A 17,037-nucleotide genomic window follows, 5' to 3' on the forward strand; every position below is an offset into this window, starting at 1 on the left:
GGGTACTCATCGCTCTGCAGGCATCGGGGGAGAAACAGCTGGCTCAGCCAAAAGCGAATGCCCGGGGTGTCAAAGCAAGTCAGGCACCTGCGGCGGCGGGACGCAAAAAAGGCGGTCCCGCAGGACCGCCCATTGTCGTTGAACCAGGATACCGAACGCGCGACCGATTAGTTCGCCGGCTTCCGGCGTTTACCCGCCGGCTTCTCCGTGGTCGCGGTGGCGGAGTCCGTCTTGGGGGCGTCGGTCTTCGCGGCTTCCGTCTTGGCGTTGTCACCGCCCTTGAATTCTTCCGGCGTGAGCGAACCATCCTTGTTCTTGTCGAGACGGGCGAAGGCGTCCGCTGCCTTGCCCTCGCCCCGCTTGCCCTTGGCCGCGGCGACGAACTCGGCCTGGGTGACTTTGCCATCGCCATCGGTGTCGGCCTTGCTGAACGCACTCTTTTTGCGGCCGCCGTCGGCCGCTGCTGATTCCAACGTGACGCTGATGAAAGCGGCGACCGCCGCGAGGAGGAGTAATTGCTTTTTCATAGGGTTCGTGGACGGCATGACGACGCCTGAATCCTGCGGTTACACGTCAATCGCGACTCGGGGGCGCAGGCCTCCGGCCGGGATATTCGATCACTCGGAAGGCAGGCCGGAAGCCTGCGCTCCCCGGATCAGACCGCCGTTGGCACGATCTCTGGCGCTGACGCGGCCGCGGGATCGGCGGACGGAATTTCGGGCGCGACTGCCGCAGCGACCACAGGGGAGGCCTCGGCACCGGGCTTACCCGCCACGGCGGTGGCGTCGACCTTGGGTTTCGGCGTCCCCACCAGCACGCTGAGCTGCGCCTGGACGGCGACGAAGAACTCCGGCGTGAGATCGCCGGCCTGGACCTCGAAGATCGCCTTCGACTTCGCGTGCTCGTACCGGTTGCGCAGACCGTCGGCGCTCAGGCCGCGCGGGCGCAGGATTTTTTTCCGCTCCAACATGAGCGCAAGAAATTGCACGAGCCGCGTGTTCTCGGGAGTCGGTTCCGTCGTCGGATCCGCCAGCGCCACGAAGAGACTCTCGGCGGTGAGCTTGAGCGCGCGATCGGCGTTTTCGCCGGCGGCCCGGTGCTTGAAGGCATGCACCCACTTGCAGGCCAAAGTCCCCTCGGGGTTGAACGTCGCCGCGTGCGCCTCCAACAGATCGAAACGCACGATCTCGAGCGCCGCGCCCTGACGCACGAGGTAGCTGGCCACCCGCGCGCCATCGACGAAGGGTTCACCGGAGACGAAGCACGTCGTCGCCAGCGGTTGGAGATGCATTTCCATGGCTTTCTTGTTTACTCCCGGAGTCGGCGGACGCTAGCACTTTCACGCCGCATGAACGGGAGACTCATCGCCATCGGCGACATCCATGGCTGCCATCTCGAATTCGCCGACCTGCTGGCGCGACTGGACCTGACGCGGGACGACCGGCTCATTCTGGTCGGCGATCTGGTCAACCGGGGACCGGACAGCTGCAAAGTGATCGACCTCGCCCGCGAGCACCACGCGATCTCGCTCCTCGGCAACCACGAGTTGCGCCTGCTGAAATACCGGCGCACCGGCGACAGGAAACCGCTGAAGGACGGCGACCTCGACACGTTTGAGAAGCTTCGGCCCGAGGATTGGGCCTACCTCGAAGCGATGCCGCTGACCCACGAGGAAGCGGAACTCAACACGGTGTTCGTGCACGGCGGCTTCCTGCCCAACGAGCCGTGGCAGAAACAACCCGCGGAGGTGGTGACGCGGATCCAGGTGATCGACAAGGAAGGCCGGCCGGCGAAGCGCGCCGACAAACCCGATGCGCCGCTCTGGGCCGACTTGTGGACCGGACCGCCGTTCGTCGTCTATGGCCACACGCCGCGACCGGAAGTTTACAAACTCAAGTGGTCGGTCGGCATCGACACCGCGTGCGTGATGGGCGGCCACCTTACTGCGTTTGTGTTGCCGGAAAAGCGTTTCCTCCAGGTCAAAGCCCGGCAACGTTACTGGACGTGACCTCTCCCGCCCTTCCCTCCGTGCCGGTCCCGGATTCCAGCGTCCCCGACGATGCGCTCCTGCTTTGCGTGGACATGCAGCCGGTGTTCATTGCCGCCGTCGCGGACGGCCCGCGGATCCAGCGGCGCTGCGCGCTCGCCCTCGCCGCCGCGGCGGGACTTGGGTTGCCCGTCGCGTTGACCGAACAGGTCCCATTGAAACTCGGTGGCACCGCGCCCGACCTGCGCGCGCTCGCACCGGGGGCGACGGTGTGGGGCAAGAACGCGTTCTCGGCGCTCGGCGACGCCGCCATTCGCGACGCGATCATCGTGCAGCGCCATGTGCGTCACCTGATTCTCTGTGGGATTGAAACGCCGATCTGCGTCTATCAGACGGCGATCGCCGCGCTGGCGGAAGGCCTGCACGTGACCGTGCTGAGCGACGCCGTCGGCGCCCGGCGCGCGGACGACGCCCGCACCTGTCTCGACGCCCTCGCCCGCGCCGGCGCGCACGTCCTGCCGGCCGAGACCGTGTTCTACGCCCTGCTGCACGACGTCACGCATCCGTTTTTTCGCGGCTACACCCAGCTGGTGAAAGCCCACGCCGACCCGGTCGCGGTGTGACCTGAACGCCTCCCGCGCATTCCCTTTCCCGCTCCCTTCCGCTGACATGCCTGACGACATTCCGCTCCTGATCGTACGCGACCTGAAGTCCCTCGACGTCGCCGACAACGGCCGGCCGTTCGCGAGCGTGCTCGTGATCAAGAAACTCGCGGCCAAGACGGCGTCCAACGGGAACACGTTCTATAGCGTCGAGCTCGGTGATCGCACCGGATCGTTCTCGTGCACGGTGTTCAACGACAGCGCCGCGTTCGAAGCGCTCAAGTCCGCCGGTGAAGGCGGCGTGGTGCGGATCGAGGCCAAGGTGGACTTCTATCAGGGCCGGCTGTCGCCACGGCTGGGGAAAACCAGCGCCTTGAGTGAAGAGGAGCTGAGCGCGCCGGGCGTGCTGGACAATCTCGTCGAGACGCCGCCCGAGGATCCCGTGGCGCTGTGGACAGAGTTCCAGGCCTTCATCGAGGCGATCGCGCACGACGAGCTGCGCATGACGGTGCGCGGCGTGTTCGAGGAGATCGGCGAGACGTTTCGCTGGTCACCCGCGGCGGTCGCGATGCATCACGCCTACCGACACGGGCTGCTGGAACACACCGTGCACATGGCGCGGGCCTGCAAGGCGCTGCTGCCGCTGTACTCCGAGGTCGACGCCGACCTCGCGCTCGCCGGCATCCTGCTCCACGACACCGGCAAGGCGATCGAGTACGAAGGCACGCTGGCCACCAAACGCAGCCGCCGCGGCATCCTGCAGGGTCACGTCGTGCTCGGCTACCAGCTCGCGCGCAAACACGGCATCAAGGCCCGGCTCGATTCCGAACGGCTCGAGCGGCTGGAGCACATCGTTCTCTCGCACCAGGGCGAACCCGAATGGGGCGCGGCCGTCTATGCGGCGACGCCGGAAGCGGTCTTCGTTTCGATGATCGACAATCTCGATGCGAAGATGGGCATGGTGCAACGCGCGCTCCGGCAGGCAGGCGATGACAACGAATTTTCCGAGCGGCTGCCCGGACTCAGCTCACCGCTGCTTACGCGGAAGGTGCCGCAGGTGCCGCCTGCGGCGGCACAGTTGAAAGTTGAAGGGTGAAAGTTGAAAGCCCGAGCCGCCGGACCCGATAACGTTTCCATCCTGCCCGGTCTTTCAACTTTCACCCTTCAACTTTCAACTACGTGAGCGCGCGCGCTCACGCCGACAGGCTCTTGATCAGCTCCACCATCGGCAGGAACATCGCGATGACGATGATGCCGACGCCGACGGCCATGAGCACGATCATGATCGGCTCGATGATGGAGGTCAGGGCGTCGACTGCGTTGTCGACCTCCTCGTCGTAGTTGTCCGCGATGCGCACGAGCATGTCCGGCAGCGCACCGGTTTCCTCGCCGACCTCGATCATGCTGGTCACCATGCCGGGGAAGATCTTCGTCGACTCGAGCGGCTTCGCGACATTGTCGCCTTCCTTCACGCGATCGTGGACGACGTTGATCGCATTCGCGATGTGGACGTTGCCGCTGGTGTCGCGCGTGATGATGAGCGCCTGCAGGATCGGCACGCCCGAAGCGAGCAAGGTGCCGAACGTGCGGGTGAAGCGCGCAATCGCCGCGCGCAGGAAGAGATCGCCGAGCACCGGAATGCGCAGCAGTAACCAGTGCAGGACCTTGGTTCCGAAGGCCGAACGCTTGAAGAGCCAGAACAGCAGACAGACGCCTGCGACCACGGCGATGACCATCAGGATGTTCTTGCGCATCGCGTCGGCGACACCGACGACCACGGAGGTGAGCCACGGCAGCGGCTTGCCCTTCAGCATGGTGAAAAACACCTCCTGAAACTTCGGCACGACCCACACCATCAAGACCGACATGATGCCGCCGGCGACCATGCTGATGATCGCGGGGTACACCATCGCGGCGATGATCTTGCTGCGAATCTTCACCGCTTTCTCGGTGAACACGGCGAGACGCTCGAGCACGGTCTGGAGCACGCCGCCCGCCTCGCCGGCCTTGACCATGTTGACGTAAAGCCGGTCAAAGGCCTTCGGGTTGGCACCGAGGCCGTCGGAAAAATTACCGCCGGACCGAATCGTGTCGGCGCACTCCTCGATCACGGCTTTGAACGCCGGCCGTTTCTCCTGCCGCGACAGCACCTCAAGGCTGCGCATGATCGGCATGCCGGCCTTCACCAGCGTAGCCAGTTGCCGCGTGAACACCGCCTGGCCCTTCGCGTCGATCGGGCGGCCGAAACTGATCGCCTTGCGCTTGCGGGTGGTCGCGCCCCCCGTGGGAAACGTCATCGTCGGACCCTTGCCCGGTGCCTTGGCGGCAAAGGTGGCGGGCTGCGGCGCGGCGGCCGGCGCGGGACGAACGGAAAGTTTGGCCATGGTGGGTGAAGGCGGGACGGGAAGAAGGACGCGGAACTTGAATCGAGCAGGACGGCGAACCGTTGTAAACGTTACAGCATACCCGGGTCGGAGCGTGGGCCCGCTTGGGTCGGACGCAGCCGCGTTGCGTGTACTTGCGCGTTACGTGTACTTGATCACTTCCTCGATGGACGTGTTGCCGTCGAAGATGGCCCGCAGGCCGTCGTCGCGCAATGTGCGCATGCCCTGCTCGATCGCCTTCTGGCGAATCACGAGCGTCGGCGCCCGCTGGCTCACCATGTCGCGCACAGCCTCGGTCATCCGCAGCCATTCATAGATGCCCATCCGGCCGCGGTAGCCCGACTGGCTGCACGTCGGGCACCCCTTGCCGTAATAAAACTGCCGGCTGCCGATGTTGTCGCGGGACAGATTGAGCTGTGAGAGCAGGTTGTCGGCAGGGACGTAGGAGGTCTTGCACTGCGCGCACACCCGCCGCACGAGCCGCTGCGCGAGCACCGCCTCGACCGTCGACGCGAGCAGGAACGGCTCGACTCCCATGTCGATCAAGCGCGTGACGGCGCCGGTGGCGTCGTTGGTGTGCAAGGTCGACAGCACAAGATGGCCCGTCAGCGAAGCCTGAATCGAAATCTGAGCGGTCTCGAGATCGCGGATTTCCCCGACCATGATGACGTCGGGATCCTGGCGCAGGAACGAACGCAACGCCGCGGCAAACGTGAGCCCGACAAGCGGGTTCACCGGCACCTGCATGATGCCCTCGATCTCATACTCGACCGGGTCCTCGGCGGTGAGGAGCTTCAGGTCGACCGTATTGATGATGCGGAGACCGCTGTACAGGGTCGTGGTCTTGCCGGAGCCGGTCGGGCCGGTAACGATGAAAATTCCGTTCGGCCGGCGGACGATTTCGTGGATGCCCTCGAGCACGTCGGGCGGCATGCCGAGCTGGCTGATGTCGAGGCGCACCGCCGATTGGTCGAGCACGCGGAGCACGACGCTCTCGCCGAACTGCGTCGGCAGGGTCGAGACGCGCAGATCGACCGCGCGGCCGCCGATGTTGATCTTGATGCGGCCGTCCTGCGGGATGCGGCGCTCGGCGATGTTGAGGCTCGCGAGCACCTTGATGCGGGAAAGGATCGGCAGCGCCAGCTGCTTCGGCGGCGGCGCCATCTCGTAGAGCGCGCCATCGATGCGGTAGCGAATCTTGAACTCGTGCTCGAACGGTTCGAAATGGATGTCGCTCGCCTTGTCGCGAATCGCCTGCCCGATCACCAGATTGACGAACTTGATGATCGGCGTCTGCTCCGCCATCGACTCGATGTCGCGCTCGGACAGTTCGCGACTGCCCGCTTCGGCCGCGACCTTGCCTGTGCTGATTTCCTGCAGGAGATCGTCGATGCTCTCCTCGTCCTCGCCGTAGTGCTGCTTGATCTGCACCTCGACCTTGTCCGGATCCGCAAAATAAAGCCGGACGTTGCGATCGAGCGCGAAGGTCAGGTCGTCGACCGCCTGGGCGTTGAACGGATCCGTAACCAGCAAATCGATGTTCTGGTCGTCGGCCTGCAGCGGCATCACGCCATAGTCGCGCGCCAGCTTGCCGGTCAGCGCCGCGATCGCTTCACCGGGAAACTGCACCGGCAGTTCCTGCACGTAATCGTAGCCGAGATGTTCCGCGATGCGCCGCAGCAGGACGTCCTTCTCCACGATGCCGAGGTCAACGACGACGTCGGCCAACGGTTTGCCCGTGGCCTTGTGCTCCTCGTTGAGCTCATCCAGCTGGGCCGCCTCGACGAGGCGATGCTCCTTCAGGAATTCGTAGATGGCAGGGCTGTGACTGGGGAACATGAAAGTGTGGGGCAGCGCGGGCGTCCCGCCGCCTCAAGACGGCTCGCAGGCGAGACGCGGTCGCTCGCGGAGAGTTTCGGCGGGAGGCATCATGCTCATATTTCCCGGAGCTTCATGCCCTGCTGCATGAATTTCTCGCGCATGATATTCGGATCCTGCGCCTTCTCGAGCGCCTCATCCGGTGAAACGAGTTCGCGGTTCACCAGGCTCATCAGGTGGGTGTCGAGCGTGATCATGCCGAGGTGCGCGCCGGTCTGGATGTCGGACGGGATACGGAAGGTCTTGTTCTCGCGAATCAGCGATCCGATCGACGTCGTATTCACCATGATTTCGTAAGCTGCGATGCGGCCGCCGCCGACCTTTTTGCAGAGCACCTGGGAAATGACTGCGACCAGCGACGACGCCAGCTGCGTGCGGATCATGTCCTTCATGTTGGCCGGAAACGCATCGACGATGCGATCCACGGTCTTCGCGGCACTGTTCGTGTGCAGCGTGCCAAACACCAAGTGACCCGTTTCGGCCGCGCTGATCGCCGCCTCGATCGTCTCGAGGTCGCGCATTTCACCGACCATGATGACGTCGGGATCCTGACGCAGCGCGCGGCGAATGGCCTCGGAGAAACTCGGCACGTCAACGTGCACCTCGCGTTGCGTGACCACGCAGCGCTTGTGGCTGTGGTAGTATTCGATCGGATCCTCGATCGTGATGACGTGGCCGTCGCGGGCCTCGTTGATGTAGTTCACCATCGACGCAAGCGTCGTGGACTTGCCGGAGCCGGTCGGGCCCGTGACGAGAATCAGCCCGCGGGGACGAAAGAGAAGCTCGCGAATCTTGTCGGGCAGGCCGATATCGCGCAGACCGAACATCTTGAACGGAATCTGCCTGAGCACCAAACCGTAGTTGGCCTTCGAGCGCAGCACCGACACGCGGAAGCGGGCCTTGTCGCCGAACGCGAAGCCGAAGTCGGAGCCGCCGTTGAGCTTCACGTTGCTCACATGGCCGTCGGGCGTGATGGCGAGCATGAGCTTCTCGGTGTCGCTGGGCGTGAGCGCCGGACCGTCGATCGGCGTCATGCTGCCGCTGATGCGCAGCGTCGGCGGCTGGCCGACCTGCAGGTGAAGATCAGAGGCTCCCTGATCGACCATCAGGTCGAGCAGATCGTTCATTTCGTAGCTCATGGGAGGAAGGACGGGTGGTGGCGTTGATCGGTTAACTCGCGTCGCCGACGGTGATGGAGACGACCTCTTCGATCGTCGTCAGGCCGGCGGTGACCTTGCGGGCACCATCTTCGCGCATGGTACGCATTCCTAGCGACCTTCCTTTCTCCCTAAGTCGGGATGTACCGACATTTTCATAAATCATTTTCTGAATCTCGTCGTTTACTACGAAGATTTCAAAAATGCCCATCCGGCCGCGGTAGCCGGTGGCGTTGCAAGAAGCACAGCCCTCGCCCTTCGCAAACGTCGCGGACTCGGCCTGGGCCGGGTTGATGTTGAGTGAACGAATCTCCTTCGCGTCCGCCGCGTACGGCTTCTTGCAATGCTTGCAGATTTTCCGGACGAGGCGCTGCGCCATGACCGCGCGCAAGGAGGTCGACACCAGAAACGGCTTCACCCCGATGTCGATCAGGCGCGTGACGGCGCCCGGCGCGTCGTTGGTGTGCAGCGTGGAAAACACCATGTGACCGGTGAGCGACGCGTTGATCGCAATCTCGGCGGTCTCCAAGTCGCGAATTTCACCGACCATGACGATGTTCGGCGCCTGGCGGAGCATCGCGCGCAGGGCCGACGCAAACGTCATGCCGACATCATGGCGCACCGGCACCTGGTTGATGCCGTTGAGCTGATACTCGACGGGATCTTCAACGGTGATGATCTTGCGGTCGGGCTTGTTGATGAAGTGAAGGCAGCCGTAGAGCGTCGTCGTCTTGCCGGAACCGGTCGGACCCGTGACGAGCAGGATGCCATCGGGCAGCTGAATCAACTTCTCGAAAGTCGCGGCGTCATCGCTGAGAAAGCCGAGTTCCGGCAGGCCGAGCGTCAGGCCTTCCTTGTCGAGAATACGCATCACGATGCTCTCACCGTGGGCCGTCGGAAGCGACGACACGCGCAAATCGAGCTGCTTGCCGCCGGCACCGATTTGAATGCGTCCGTCCTGCGGGATGCGTTTCTCGGCGATGCTGATGTTCGCCATGATCTTCAGCCGCGAAATGATCGAGAGCTGCAGACGCTTCGGCGGATTCTCCACCTCGATCAGGACGCCGTCGATACGGTAGCGGACCCGAAAGCGTTTCTCGAGCGGCTCGATGTGAATGTCCGACGCGCGCCGGTGAATCGCCTCCAGAATGATCTGATGGACCAGCTTGATGATCGGAGCATCCGCCTCGGTGTTGGTCGGATCGACGCCAGCGCCGGGCTCGGTCGCGACCGCCGCCGCCTCAGCCACGCCGTCCTTCACCGAGAGATCGTTGAGCAAATCATCGATCGAGTTCGCGTCCTTGCCGTAGAACCGATCGATCGCCGACGTGATCTCCTCGGGCGTCGAAACCACCGTTTCGATGGGCATCTTGACGATGTAGCCGAGGGCATCGATGCCGTCGGTGTCCAGTGGATCGGAAATCGCAATCCGCAGCTTGTTGCCCTCGCGGCCCAGCGGCAGCAAACAGTGCCGGGCGGCGACGGCGCGAGGCACGAGTTCAAGCGTGTCGCCGGTGATCCGGGCGTTCGTGAGATCCGGCGCCATCTGCATCCCAAACTCCGTCGCCAGCAACTCGGCCACGCGGCGGGACGTCAGCGTCCCCTGCTGAATCAGCAATTCCAGGACGCGGGGCGGTGGCGTGGTGGCGCCCGTGTGCGCCGTCACCAGGGCCCGGGCGGCGGCCAGCTGGGTGGGCAGCACCAGCCGCCGATCCAAGGCCAGTTGCAGGACGAAATCGTCCGCCGCCGTCGACGAAGGTTGGGGAGCCGCGGGAATCATCAGGCAAGGACGGGGTTGAGGCGGGGCATGAAACGGACAGCACTTATTTCGGCGCCAGACTCATCAGGAATTCGGCGTTGGATTTGGTCTTCTTGAGCCGGGTGATGAGCATCTCCATCGACTCGATCGGACCGAGTCCCTGCATGGCGCGGCGCAGACCGTAAATGCGCTGGAGCTCCTCGGGGTGATAGATGAGCTCCTCCTTGCGCGTGCCCGAGCGATCGATGTTGATCGCAGGAAAGATACGGCGCTCGACGAGGCCGCGGTCGAGGTGCAGCTCGGAGTTACCGGTGCCCTTGAATTCCTCGAAGATGATTTCATCCATGCGGGAGCCAGTGTCGATGAGCGCGCTCGCGATGATCGTGAGGCTGCCGCCGCCCTCAATGTTGCGGGCGGAGCCGAAGAAACGCTTCGGCTTCTGCAACGCGTTCGATTCGAGACCGCCGGACATGGTCTTGCCCTGGTTGCCGGCGAGCGCGTTGTAGGCGCGCGCGAGACGCGTGATGGAGTCGAGCAGGATGACCACGTGCTCGCCCTGTTCGATCCGGCGCCGCGCAATCTCGATCACCATCTCGGCACAGTGCACATGGCTCTCGGGGGTTTCGTCAAAGGTCGACGACACCACTTCACCCTTCGTGTGACGCTTGAAATCCGTCACCTCTTCCGGCCGCTCGTCGATGAGCAACAGGATCAGTTTCACGTCGGGACTGTTCGCCGAAATCGAGTTGGCGATGTTCTGCAGCAGGACGGTCTTGCCGGTCCGCGGAGGGGCCACGATGAGACCGCGCTGGCCGAAACCAATCGGGGTCAGGATGTCGACCGCCCGCATCGAGACGTCCTTCACGACTTCCGGGTCCTCGAGCAGAATTCGCTTCAGCGGATAATAAGGGACCAGCTCTTCAAAGGGCGTGACCTTCGCGATGTCGTCGGGCGCCATGCCCATGACGCGATCGATGCGGATAACGGAGGGACAACGCTCGCCTTCCAACGGCGGCTGCAAGGTCACCTCGATGCGATGGCCGCGCTTGAGACCGTAACGCTTGACCAGGCTGTCGGGCAGAAACGCGTCCTCCGGATAGAGCCGGTAGTTGACGTGTTCGTGGACGACAAAGGAACCGCGATCGTTCTGATCAATATATCCCAGATCGCGCAGCGTGCGTTTCTGGGCCGCGGCGAACTTGAAGATTTCATTGATGAGCTGGCGCCGGTTCGGCGCGCCTTCACAGCTCACGCCCAGTTCGCGGGCGAAGCGCGTGAGATCGGCGAGCGTGCGCGCGTAAATTTCATTCAGCCAGAGCGAGTCGCCGCTGCCCGCGGAGAGTTCGCCGGCCAGCGTGTCGAGCGCCGCGAGATCGTTGAAGCGCGACGGATTCGGCAGGTCGCCGAACACCGGCGTGTTGCTCGGGGGCGGCGGCTGCGGCGGGTGTTGTTCACGTCCGCCGGCACCTCCTCCGCCTCCTCCGCCACCGCCACCACCGTGGGGCTGCCACTGGCCGCCACCGCCGCCGCCACCGTGGCGACCGCGTTTGCGTTTACCGTGCTTCCAAAAACCGCGATCCTGGCCACCGCCCTGATGGCCTTGTTGTCCGCCTTGCCAATCACCGCGGCCACCACCACCACCGCCGCCGCTACCACCACCGCCGCCCTGCGGGGACTGGGGCTGACCGGCGTTGCTCTGGACCCGATCGCCATCGGAGACATCACGGCGACCGGACGAACCGCTCGCGTCGTTCGAAGTACTGGAAGAGTCAGTGTCACGGCGATCCACCGGCGCCTCGGGCGCGGAGCGATCTGAAGGAGTAAAAATGCGAGGTTCCGCCGGCGCTTCCTGACGCTCGGGCGGACGCTCCGGTGCGCGCTCGGGCAGCGGTTCCGGCGGACGTTCGCGAAACACGGGGGCCTGAGCCGGCGCTTCCCTGGGTTCCGGTGCCGGGGAGGGTGCCCGCTCGACCGGTTTCTCCCGCACCTCTCCCATCGACGGTAGTTCCGTCTGCTCCACTTTGGGGGCCGCGCCACGGCGGGCCCGCACGACCTTGGCCGGCTTCCCCGGCTTATCCTCCGCCACTTTGGCGGTACGGGTGGTGGCGCGAGGGCGGCGCGTTTTCTTTTCGCTCGCGTCGGAGCTACCGCGGGCGGAGGACGGCGTGTCGGCGTCGGATTTGGGAGGGAGGGCCATGTCGTGGGATTCGGGAAGGAGGACGGCGGGCACGCTCTGCGTCAGACGCGAGGTCCCGAACGAAGTTTCAAGCCGCCACAAGGGCGTCGGCCAAACGATCCACCTGAGCCTCGAGGAACGCGGGAGAGCCCTCATTCCACAAGACAAAGTCGGACAGCTCGATTTTTCGCGCCAGCGGCAGTTGCTTGGAGATTCGCAGCCCGGCGAGCACACGCGGGAGACCGCGTTGCTCCAGTCGAGCTAGTTGCTGAGCCGGAGCACAGGCGACGCATACCGTGAAATCAAACCAATTCTCCAGCCCCTTTTCGTGGAGTAACGGAACCTCCACGGCCCAGCGCGCGGCGGTGTCGGACGCCAGCGCCGCACGCCAGGCCGCGAACACGCGCGGGTGCGTGAGATCCTCGAGCCACACACGGTCGGCGTCGGTTTCGAACACACGTTGCGCGAGCGCGGGACGATTGACGACGGCCGCCCCGTCCCCACCGCAATCGATGACGGCGTCGCCAAAGCGCGCGCGGATCGCCGCGACCACTTCGCGGTCGACCAGAATCTCGTCCCGCACGATGCGATCGGAATCCAGGCGGCGATAGCCGCGGCGTTCGAACGCGCGCGCCACCGTCGACTTACCACAGCCCACTCCGCCCGTTATGCCGACAATCATGATTGCGTAGTTGTACGTGAGCTTTGGGCTTGCGGGGGTATTCGGCAAATTCTTAATCGCCCCACGCTGTACAGCGACGGGCATCAGGGCTCTGCAGCCGAAACACCTAATCATCCCGTGCCGGACATGTTTCCGCCCGTAGACACCAAAGACGCAAACGCGATCGCTGCTTTCGTTGGCAGCGCCTTCACCCGGATGTATCCCGGGGAAAGTCGAGCCTGGCTCGACCGGTTGTTCCGGGACGTGCAGGGCTTTTTCACCGGCGGTCATCCCGACTATGGTCCGGTCGACCTGCAGTATCATGATTTGGAGCACACCTTGCAGGCGACGACCTGCATCTGCCTCCTCCTGGAAGGTCGTCACGACTCCGGCGTGATTCCTCCCCTGTCCGCCCGGCAGTTCGAATTGGCCATCGCCGCGACGCTGTTGCACGACACCGGCTACTTGAAACTGCGGTCGGACCGGGTCGGCACCGGGGCGAAGTACACGTTCTATCATGTGCTGCGCAGTTGCGCCTTTGCCGCCTCGTACCTGCCGACCTTGGGCGCCGATGAGATCGAGATCGACATCGTGCTGGGTGCCATCAGCTGCACCGGTCCCGCGCGGGAGATCAACCTGGTGCAATTTCGCGATCCGATCGGCCGCGTGATCGGCAACGCGCTCGCGACCGCCGATTACCTCGGGCAGATGGCGGCGGCGGACTACCCGGATCGCCTCGAAGGCCTGTTCAGCGAGTTTCAGGAATCCGACGACTTCCTCCATCTCCCGCCCCAGCGCCGCATTTTCAAATCCGCGTCCGACCTCCTGCAACGGACGCCGGCGTTTTGGGAGAAGTTTGTTTTCCCCAAGCTCGAGCTCGAGTGCCAGGCGATGTACCGGTTCCTCGCGCGGCCCTATCCGCAAGGATCCAATCCTTATCTTGAGGCGGTAGATCGGAACCTGGCAGAGATAAAACGTCGGCTCTGCGTCCCCGCAATTGGGGGTTCGTAGTCATCGCACGTCCGCTCCGGCTCGAGCATGAGTGCGGGCCATGCTCGCCACCATCGCCTCCGCCGCGCTGCAAGGAATCGACGCGGAGATTGTCCACGTCGAGGTCAACGCCGGCGAGGCCGGAGAACCGAAGCTCATCCTGGTCGGGTTGCCGGATGCGGCCGTCAAGGAGTCGGACGACCGGGTCTTCTCCGCTCTCAGCAACAGCGGTTTTCTCCCCCCCCGCACCCGCACGACGATCAACCTCGCTCCGGGCAATCTGCGCAAGGAAGGGCCGTTTTATGACCTGCCAATCGCACTCGGCATTCTCGCGGCCACCCAGCAGCTTGCAGCCGCCAACCTTGGCGACTGGCTGATCGCGGGCGAACTCAGCCTCTCGGGCGCAACGCGACCGGTGCGCGGCGCCCTCGCGATGGCGCGACTCGCGCGCCGGCTGCAGAAACGCGGATTGCTGCTGCCCGCCGTCTCGGCCGAGGAAGCCGCCTTGGTCGACGGCGTGGCCGTCTATCGCGTCGATTCCCTCGCCCGCGCCGCACGTTTCCTGAGCGGCGAGATTACCCTGCAGCCCCTCGATGCTCGCGCCGCCCGCGAGCGCGCGCCACCGTCGAAAGGGGGGCCGGATCCGAACGCAGGCGCAGATTTCTCCGAGATCAAAGGCCAGCACACGCTACGCCGCGCGATCGAGGTGGCGGTGGCCGGCAACCACAATCTTCTGATGATCGGTCCGCCCGGTTCGGGCAAATCGATGGTGGCGAAACGCATTCCCACCATCATGCCGCCGCCCACCCTCGACGAGCACCTCGAGATTCTCAGCATCCACTCCGCTGCGGGTCGGACGATCAGCGGTGAGATGACATGGGACGGCCGGCCGTTTCGATCGCCCCATCACACCGTGTCCGACGTGGCACTGCTGGGCGGGGGCACAATCCCAGGCCCGGGTGAAATCTCGCTCTCCCATCACGGCGTCCTCTTTCTCGACGAACTGCCCGAGTTCAAGCGCTCCGCCCTCGAAGTGCTCCGGCAGCCGCTGGAGGATGGCGAGGTCACCATTTCACGCAGCGCGGGCCGCGTCACCCTGCCGTGCGCGTTCATGCTCGTCGGGGCGATGAACCCGTGCCCCTGTGGCTATCTTGGCGATTCGCGTCACGACTGCCGGTGTTCGCCGACCCAGATCCAGCGCTACCGTTCCAAGATCAGCGGCCCGCTGCTGGATCGCATCGATCTTCACATTGAGGCACCGGCGCTGGCCTTGGCGGACCTGCGCAACGACCAACCGGGTGAGAGCTCGGCGGCGATGCGCGCCCGTGTGCAGGCCGCCCGTTCCCGCCAGCACACCCGTTTTGCCGGGACGCGGATCACGTCGAACGCCCGGATGACGCATGCGCAAATCCGGCGCCACTGCGCCATCGACGCCAGACTGGGCGATGTCCTCCAGGGCGCGATGGAGCAGCTGAAGCTCTCCGCCCGCGCCTACGACCGCATTCTCAAGGTGACCTGCACAATTGCCGATCTCGCGGGCGCCGAGCGCCTCGAGGCCAAGCACCTCCTCGAAGCCATCCAGTACCGGAGCTTGGATCGCGCGGTATTTTACTGACGTGTCGCCTTGAAATCTTCGGAGAGCGTCACGGCGTGCAGCGGAATTCCGCGCCCTCGGGCGATTGCCGAATAGCGCTTAACGAGCACGGGGTCCGCGAGCACCTGATGGTAAAACCTGCCCGCATCCCGCACCCGAGCGGGCTGCGCCGCGCTCGGTTCGTGCGACCACCCATTGCAGCCGTGCCTCATCGAATTGTCATGCGTGGACTTTGCTCACCAGCGACCAGCTGGTTGACCCCGTCCGCTCGTCCCGGCCGGCACGCCCAGAGTCGCCGCCCGGGCCACGGGCTCGCCGATGCGCGGGTGGTCGGCACGATTCGCCGTCGATCCTGCCAGCGCCCACAGCGACTTCATCGCCGATTTCGATCGCGCGCCGCTCAACTCACCCAGGACGAGGTACGCCTACCGTCAAAAAGCGGTCTTGGGTGTAAGAAAAGAGGCGCTCGGCGCTACTAACCTACTCAAAGTCCCATGAAACGACACGTGTGCGTGCGCCTGATCTATAGTCTCTTGTGAGCGGCCTCGGGTCGCTGAAACCAAAGCTATGCACGACAGCGAGCGGGAGCGAATCTTCGGCGAGTGGCTGGCGGGCCACAAAGGGATCCTCTTCAAAGTGGTCCACGCGTATGCTTTCGAGCATGCCGACCGTCAGGATCTCTTTCAGGAAATTGCCATCCAAGTGTGGCGCTCAGTGGATGCATTCCGAGGCGATTCCTCCGTGCCCACGTGGATGTATCGCGTCGCCCTGAACACGGCGCTCGCGTGGACGCGCAAGGAGGGCAGGCGTCAGCGGGACAAGCGCGAGCTCGACGTTGGGGAAGGCCTGCTCTCCACGGACTCCGCGGCAGGACGCGACCCGCGCGTAGAATGGCTGTATCAGCAGATCGCGCTTCTTAAGGAAGTCGATCGCTCCGTGGCCCTGCTGCTGCTCGACGGTTTCAGCTACAAGGAAATCGCCGCCATCGTCGGCCTCACCGAGAGCAACGTCGGCGTGAAGATCAACCGGATCAAGTCGGCGCTGGCCGGCAAACGCAGGGAGGATACAGCATCATGAATCTCGACGAATTAATGTCGGTCTGGCAGTCGCAGGACGCAGCCGCGCTGCATGGCCTCAACGAAACCCAACTCCGGCTGGCGCTGCGGCAGGATGAGGCGAAGCGGGAGACATGGCGGCGTGCCGAGCGATGGATCATCTACGTCATGAGCGCGGTTTTCGCTGCCGGCATGGCGCTTTTCCTCGTCAACATGATCCTACTGATGCTCTACCGCGACGCCCCGAACGGGTTGACCGGTTGGGATCTCGCCCTTCCGGTCGTTGGCGCCTGCGCCGCCGTGATCAGCGGGCGCGCGATCCAGGTGGGCCACCGGGCGCAGGCGCTGCGCGAGCAAAGGTTTGGCGAGTCGCTTCGAGAGCAACTCAACCGGAGTATCGCGCAACTCGACTACCAGGCGACGACACTCCACCGGACGCTCATGCTCGTCATTGGGTTGCTGGCCGGGATCTGTCCAATAGCGCTCAACCTCGCCCTCTCGCGGCTCAACGAGAAGCCAATCAGCGACGATGGATACATGACCTTTTGGCTGAGCTTAATCTGCGTCTCCGGGGTGGCGCTCGGCGTCTGGCAACTCCGCCGCGGGACACGGGAGGTCGTGTTGCCGCACAAACGCCGGCTGGAGGCGCAGCTGAAGGAACTCGACGGCCAGTAGATCCTAAGAAACTACATTTGTCAGACGTTGGGGCGCATGGTTGGCTCTGTTTCTTTCTGTCACGGCCAAAATCCGATTTTGGGGCGGCGGCTGAGAGGAAACTGGATCCTGAGGGGGAT

16 protein-coding genes are annotated in these 17,037 nt (G+C 64.3%); 8 read left to right on the top strand and 8 right to left on the bottom strand.

The features are described from left to right. Positions 1-167 precede the first annotated feature (167 nt). Together ACLJEU_RS14240 and ACLJEU_RS14245 are read right to left on the bottom strand one after the other, a co-directional pair. A complete protein-coding gene (locus ACLJEU_RS14240) occupies positions 168-527 on the bottom strand; it encodes an EF-hand domain-containing protein (RefSeq protein WP_414661782.1) in 360 nt (119 codons plus the stop codon). 128 nt (positions 528-655) lie between these two features. After that, on the bottom strand, positions 656-1,291 hold the full coding sequence (locus tag ACLJEU_RS14245; protein WP_414661781.1) for a hypothetical protein: 636 nt from the start codon (positions 1,289-1,291) through the stop codon (positions 656-658). A gap of 57 nt (positions 1,292-1,348) precedes the next feature. Here ACLJEU_RS14245 and ACLJEU_RS14250 point away from each other — a divergent pair, with 57 nt between their 5' ends. Genes ACLJEU_RS14250 through ACLJEU_RS14260 form a run of 3 tightly spaced genes read left to right on the top strand, consistent with a single transcriptional unit; the run spans position 1,349 to position 3,685 of the window. Further along, entirely contained in the window at positions 1,349-2,008 is a 660-nt protein-coding gene (locus tag ACLJEU_RS14250) for a metallophosphoesterase (protein ID WP_414661780.1), read from the top strand. After that, complete coding sequence (locus ACLJEU_RS14255; protein WP_457795219.1) at positions 2,005-2,610, top strand: isochorismatase family protein; 606 nt, start codon at positions 2,005-2,007, stop codon at positions 2,608-2,610. The genes ACLJEU_RS14250 and ACLJEU_RS14255 overlap by 4 nt, the downstream gene beginning before the upstream one ends. Positions 2,611-2,656: 46 nt before the next feature. Continuing rightward, entirely contained in the window at positions 2,657-3,685 is a 1,029-nt protein-coding gene (locus ACLJEU_RS14260) for a 3'-5' exoribonuclease YhaM family protein (protein ID WP_414661778.1), read from the top strand. A gap of 97 nt (positions 3,686-3,782) precedes the next feature. Here ACLJEU_RS14260 and ACLJEU_RS14265 read toward each other — a convergent pair whose 3' ends face one another. From ACLJEU_RS14265 to rho, 5 genes are all read right to left on the bottom strand, one after another. Then, complete coding sequence (locus tag ACLJEU_RS14265; protein WP_414661777.1) at positions 3,783-4,973, bottom strand: type II secretion system F family protein; 1,191 nt, start codon at positions 4,971-4,973, stop codon at positions 3,783-3,785. A gap of 141 nt (positions 4,974-5,114) precedes the next feature. Next, a complete protein-coding gene (gspE, locus tag ACLJEU_RS14270; protein ID WP_414661776.1) occupies positions 5,115-6,812 on the bottom strand; it encodes a type II secretion system ATPase GspE in 1,698 nt (565 codons plus the stop codon). Between the two features lie 95 nt (positions 6,813-6,907). Continuing rightward, a complete protein-coding gene (locus ACLJEU_RS14275) occupies positions 6,908-7,990 on the bottom strand; it encodes a type IV pilus twitching motility protein PilT (protein WP_414661775.1) in 1,083 nt (360 codons plus the stop codon). Positions 7,991-8,021: 31 nt separating this feature from the next. After that, complete coding sequence (locus ACLJEU_RS14280) at positions 8,022-9,788, bottom strand: GspE/PulE family protein (protein WP_414661774.1); 1,767 nt, start codon at positions 9,786-9,788, stop codon at positions 8,022-8,024. Positions 9,789-9,831: 43 nt separating this feature from the next. Continuing rightward, positions 9,832-11,178: a transcription termination factor Rho gene (gene rho, locus ACLJEU_RS14285; RefSeq protein ID WP_414661773.1), complete on the bottom strand. Its 1,347-nt coding sequence runs from the start codon at positions 11,176-11,178 to the stop codon at positions 9,832-9,834. A 36-nt stretch (positions 11,179-11,214) separates the two neighbouring features. Here rho and ACLJEU_RS14290 point away from each other — a divergent pair, with 36 nt between their 5' ends. Continuing rightward, complete coding sequence (locus tag ACLJEU_RS14290) at positions 11,215-11,583, top strand: hypothetical protein (protein ID WP_414661772.1); 369 nt, start codon at positions 11,215-11,217, stop codon at positions 11,581-11,583. A 448-nt stretch (positions 11,584-12,031) separates the two neighbouring features. Here ACLJEU_RS14290 and coaE read toward each other — a convergent pair whose 3' ends face one another. Further along, positions 12,032-12,709: a dephospho-CoA kinase gene (gene coaE / locus ACLJEU_RS14295; RefSeq protein ID WP_414661771.1), complete on the bottom strand. Its 678-nt coding sequence runs from the start codon at positions 12,707-12,709 to the stop codon at positions 12,032-12,034. A 42-nt stretch (positions 12,710-12,751) separates the two neighbouring features. On the opposite strand from coaE, the gene ACLJEU_RS14300 reads away from it, so the two are divergent. The 4 genes from ACLJEU_RS14300 (at position 12,752) to ACLJEU_RS14315 (ending at position 16,918) form a co-directional block, all read left to right on the top strand. Further along, positions 12,752-13,615 (top strand): hypothetical protein, encoded by an 864-nt coding sequence (locus ACLJEU_RS14300; protein ID WP_414661770.1) that lies wholly within the window; start codon positions 12,752-12,754, stop codon positions 13,613-13,615. Positions 13,616-13,655: 40 nt separating this feature from the next. Next, complete coding sequence (locus tag ACLJEU_RS14305) at positions 13,656-15,209, top strand: YifB family Mg chelatase-like AAA ATPase (RefSeq protein ID WP_414661769.1); 1,554 nt, start codon at positions 13,656-13,658, stop codon at positions 15,207-15,209. 546 nt (positions 15,210-15,755) lie between these two features. Continuing rightward, the gene (locus ACLJEU_RS14310) at positions 15,756-16,265 is read left to right on the top strand and encodes an RNA polymerase sigma factor (protein ID WP_414661768.1); all 510 of its coding nucleotides are present in this window, start codon (positions 15,756-15,758) and stop codon (positions 16,263-16,265) included. Continuing rightward, a complete protein-coding gene (locus ACLJEU_RS14315; protein ID WP_414661767.1) occupies positions 16,262-16,918 on the top strand; it encodes a hypothetical protein in 657 nt (218 codons plus the stop codon). Before ACLJEU_RS14310 ends, ACLJEU_RS14315 begins: the two co-directional genes overlap by 4 nt. Positions 16,919-17,037 lie beyond the last annotated feature (119 nt).

Source organism: Terrisphaera buseokensis, assembly GCF_047521145.2.
Classification (GTDB): Bacteria; Verrucomicrobiota; Verrucomicrobiia; order Opitutales; family Opitutaceae; genus ER46.

What these genes read in the sequence shown, in the direction of transcription:
- ACLJEU_RS14275 (WP_414661775.1), bottom strand. Translation starts at nt 7,990, where the DNA reads ATGAGCTACGAAATGAACGATCTGCTCGACCTGATGGTCGATCAGGGA.
- ACLJEU_RS14280 (WP_414661774.1), bottom strand. Translation starts at nt 9,788, where the DNA reads ATGATTCCCGCGGCTCCCCAACCTTCGTCGACGGCGGCGGACGATTTC.
- ACLJEU_RS14310 (WP_414661768.1), top strand. Translation starts at nt 15,756, where the DNA reads ATGCACGACAGCGAGCGGGAGCGAATCTTCGGCGAGTGGCTGGCGGGC.
- ACLJEU_RS14300 (WP_414661770.1), top strand. Translation starts at nt 12,752, where the DNA reads ATGTTTCCGCCCGTAGACACCAAAGACGCAAACGCGATCGCTGCTTTC.
- coaE (WP_414661771.1), bottom strand. Translation starts at nt 12,709, where the DNA reads ATGCCCGTCGCTGTACAGCGTGGGGCGATTAAGAATTTGCCGAATACC.
- ACLJEU_RS14260 (WP_414661778.1), top strand. Translation starts at nt 2,657, where the DNA reads ATGCCTGACGACATTCCGCTCCTGATCGTACGCGACCTGAAGTCCCTC.
- gspE (WP_414661776.1), bottom strand. Translation starts at nt 6,812, where the DNA reads ATGTTCCCCAGTCACAGCCCTGCCATCTACGAATTCCTGAAGGAGCAT.
- ACLJEU_RS14240 (WP_414661782.1), bottom strand. Translation starts at nt 527, where the DNA reads ATGAAAAAGCAATTACTCCTCCTCGCGGCGGTCGCCGCTTTCATCAGC.
- ACLJEU_RS14245 (WP_414661781.1), bottom strand. Translation starts at nt 1,291, where the DNA reads ATGCATCTCCAACCGCTGGCGACGACGTGCTTCGTCTCCGGTGAACCC.
- ACLJEU_RS14250 (WP_414661780.1), top strand. Translation starts at nt 1,349, where the DNA reads ATGAACGGGAGACTCATCGCCATCGGCGACATCCATGGCTGCCATCTC.
- ACLJEU_RS14315 (WP_414661767.1), top strand. Translation starts at nt 16,262, where the DNA reads ATGAATCTCGACGAATTAATGTCGGTCTGGCAGTCGCAGGACGCAGCC.
- ACLJEU_RS14305 (WP_414661769.1), top strand. Translation starts at nt 13,656, where the DNA reads ATGCTCGCCACCATCGCCTCCGCCGCGCTGCAAGGAATCGACGCGGAG.
- ACLJEU_RS14265 (WP_414661777.1), bottom strand. Translation starts at nt 4,973, where the DNA reads ATGGCCAAACTTTCCGTTCGTCCCGCGCCGGCCGCCGCGCCGCAGCCC.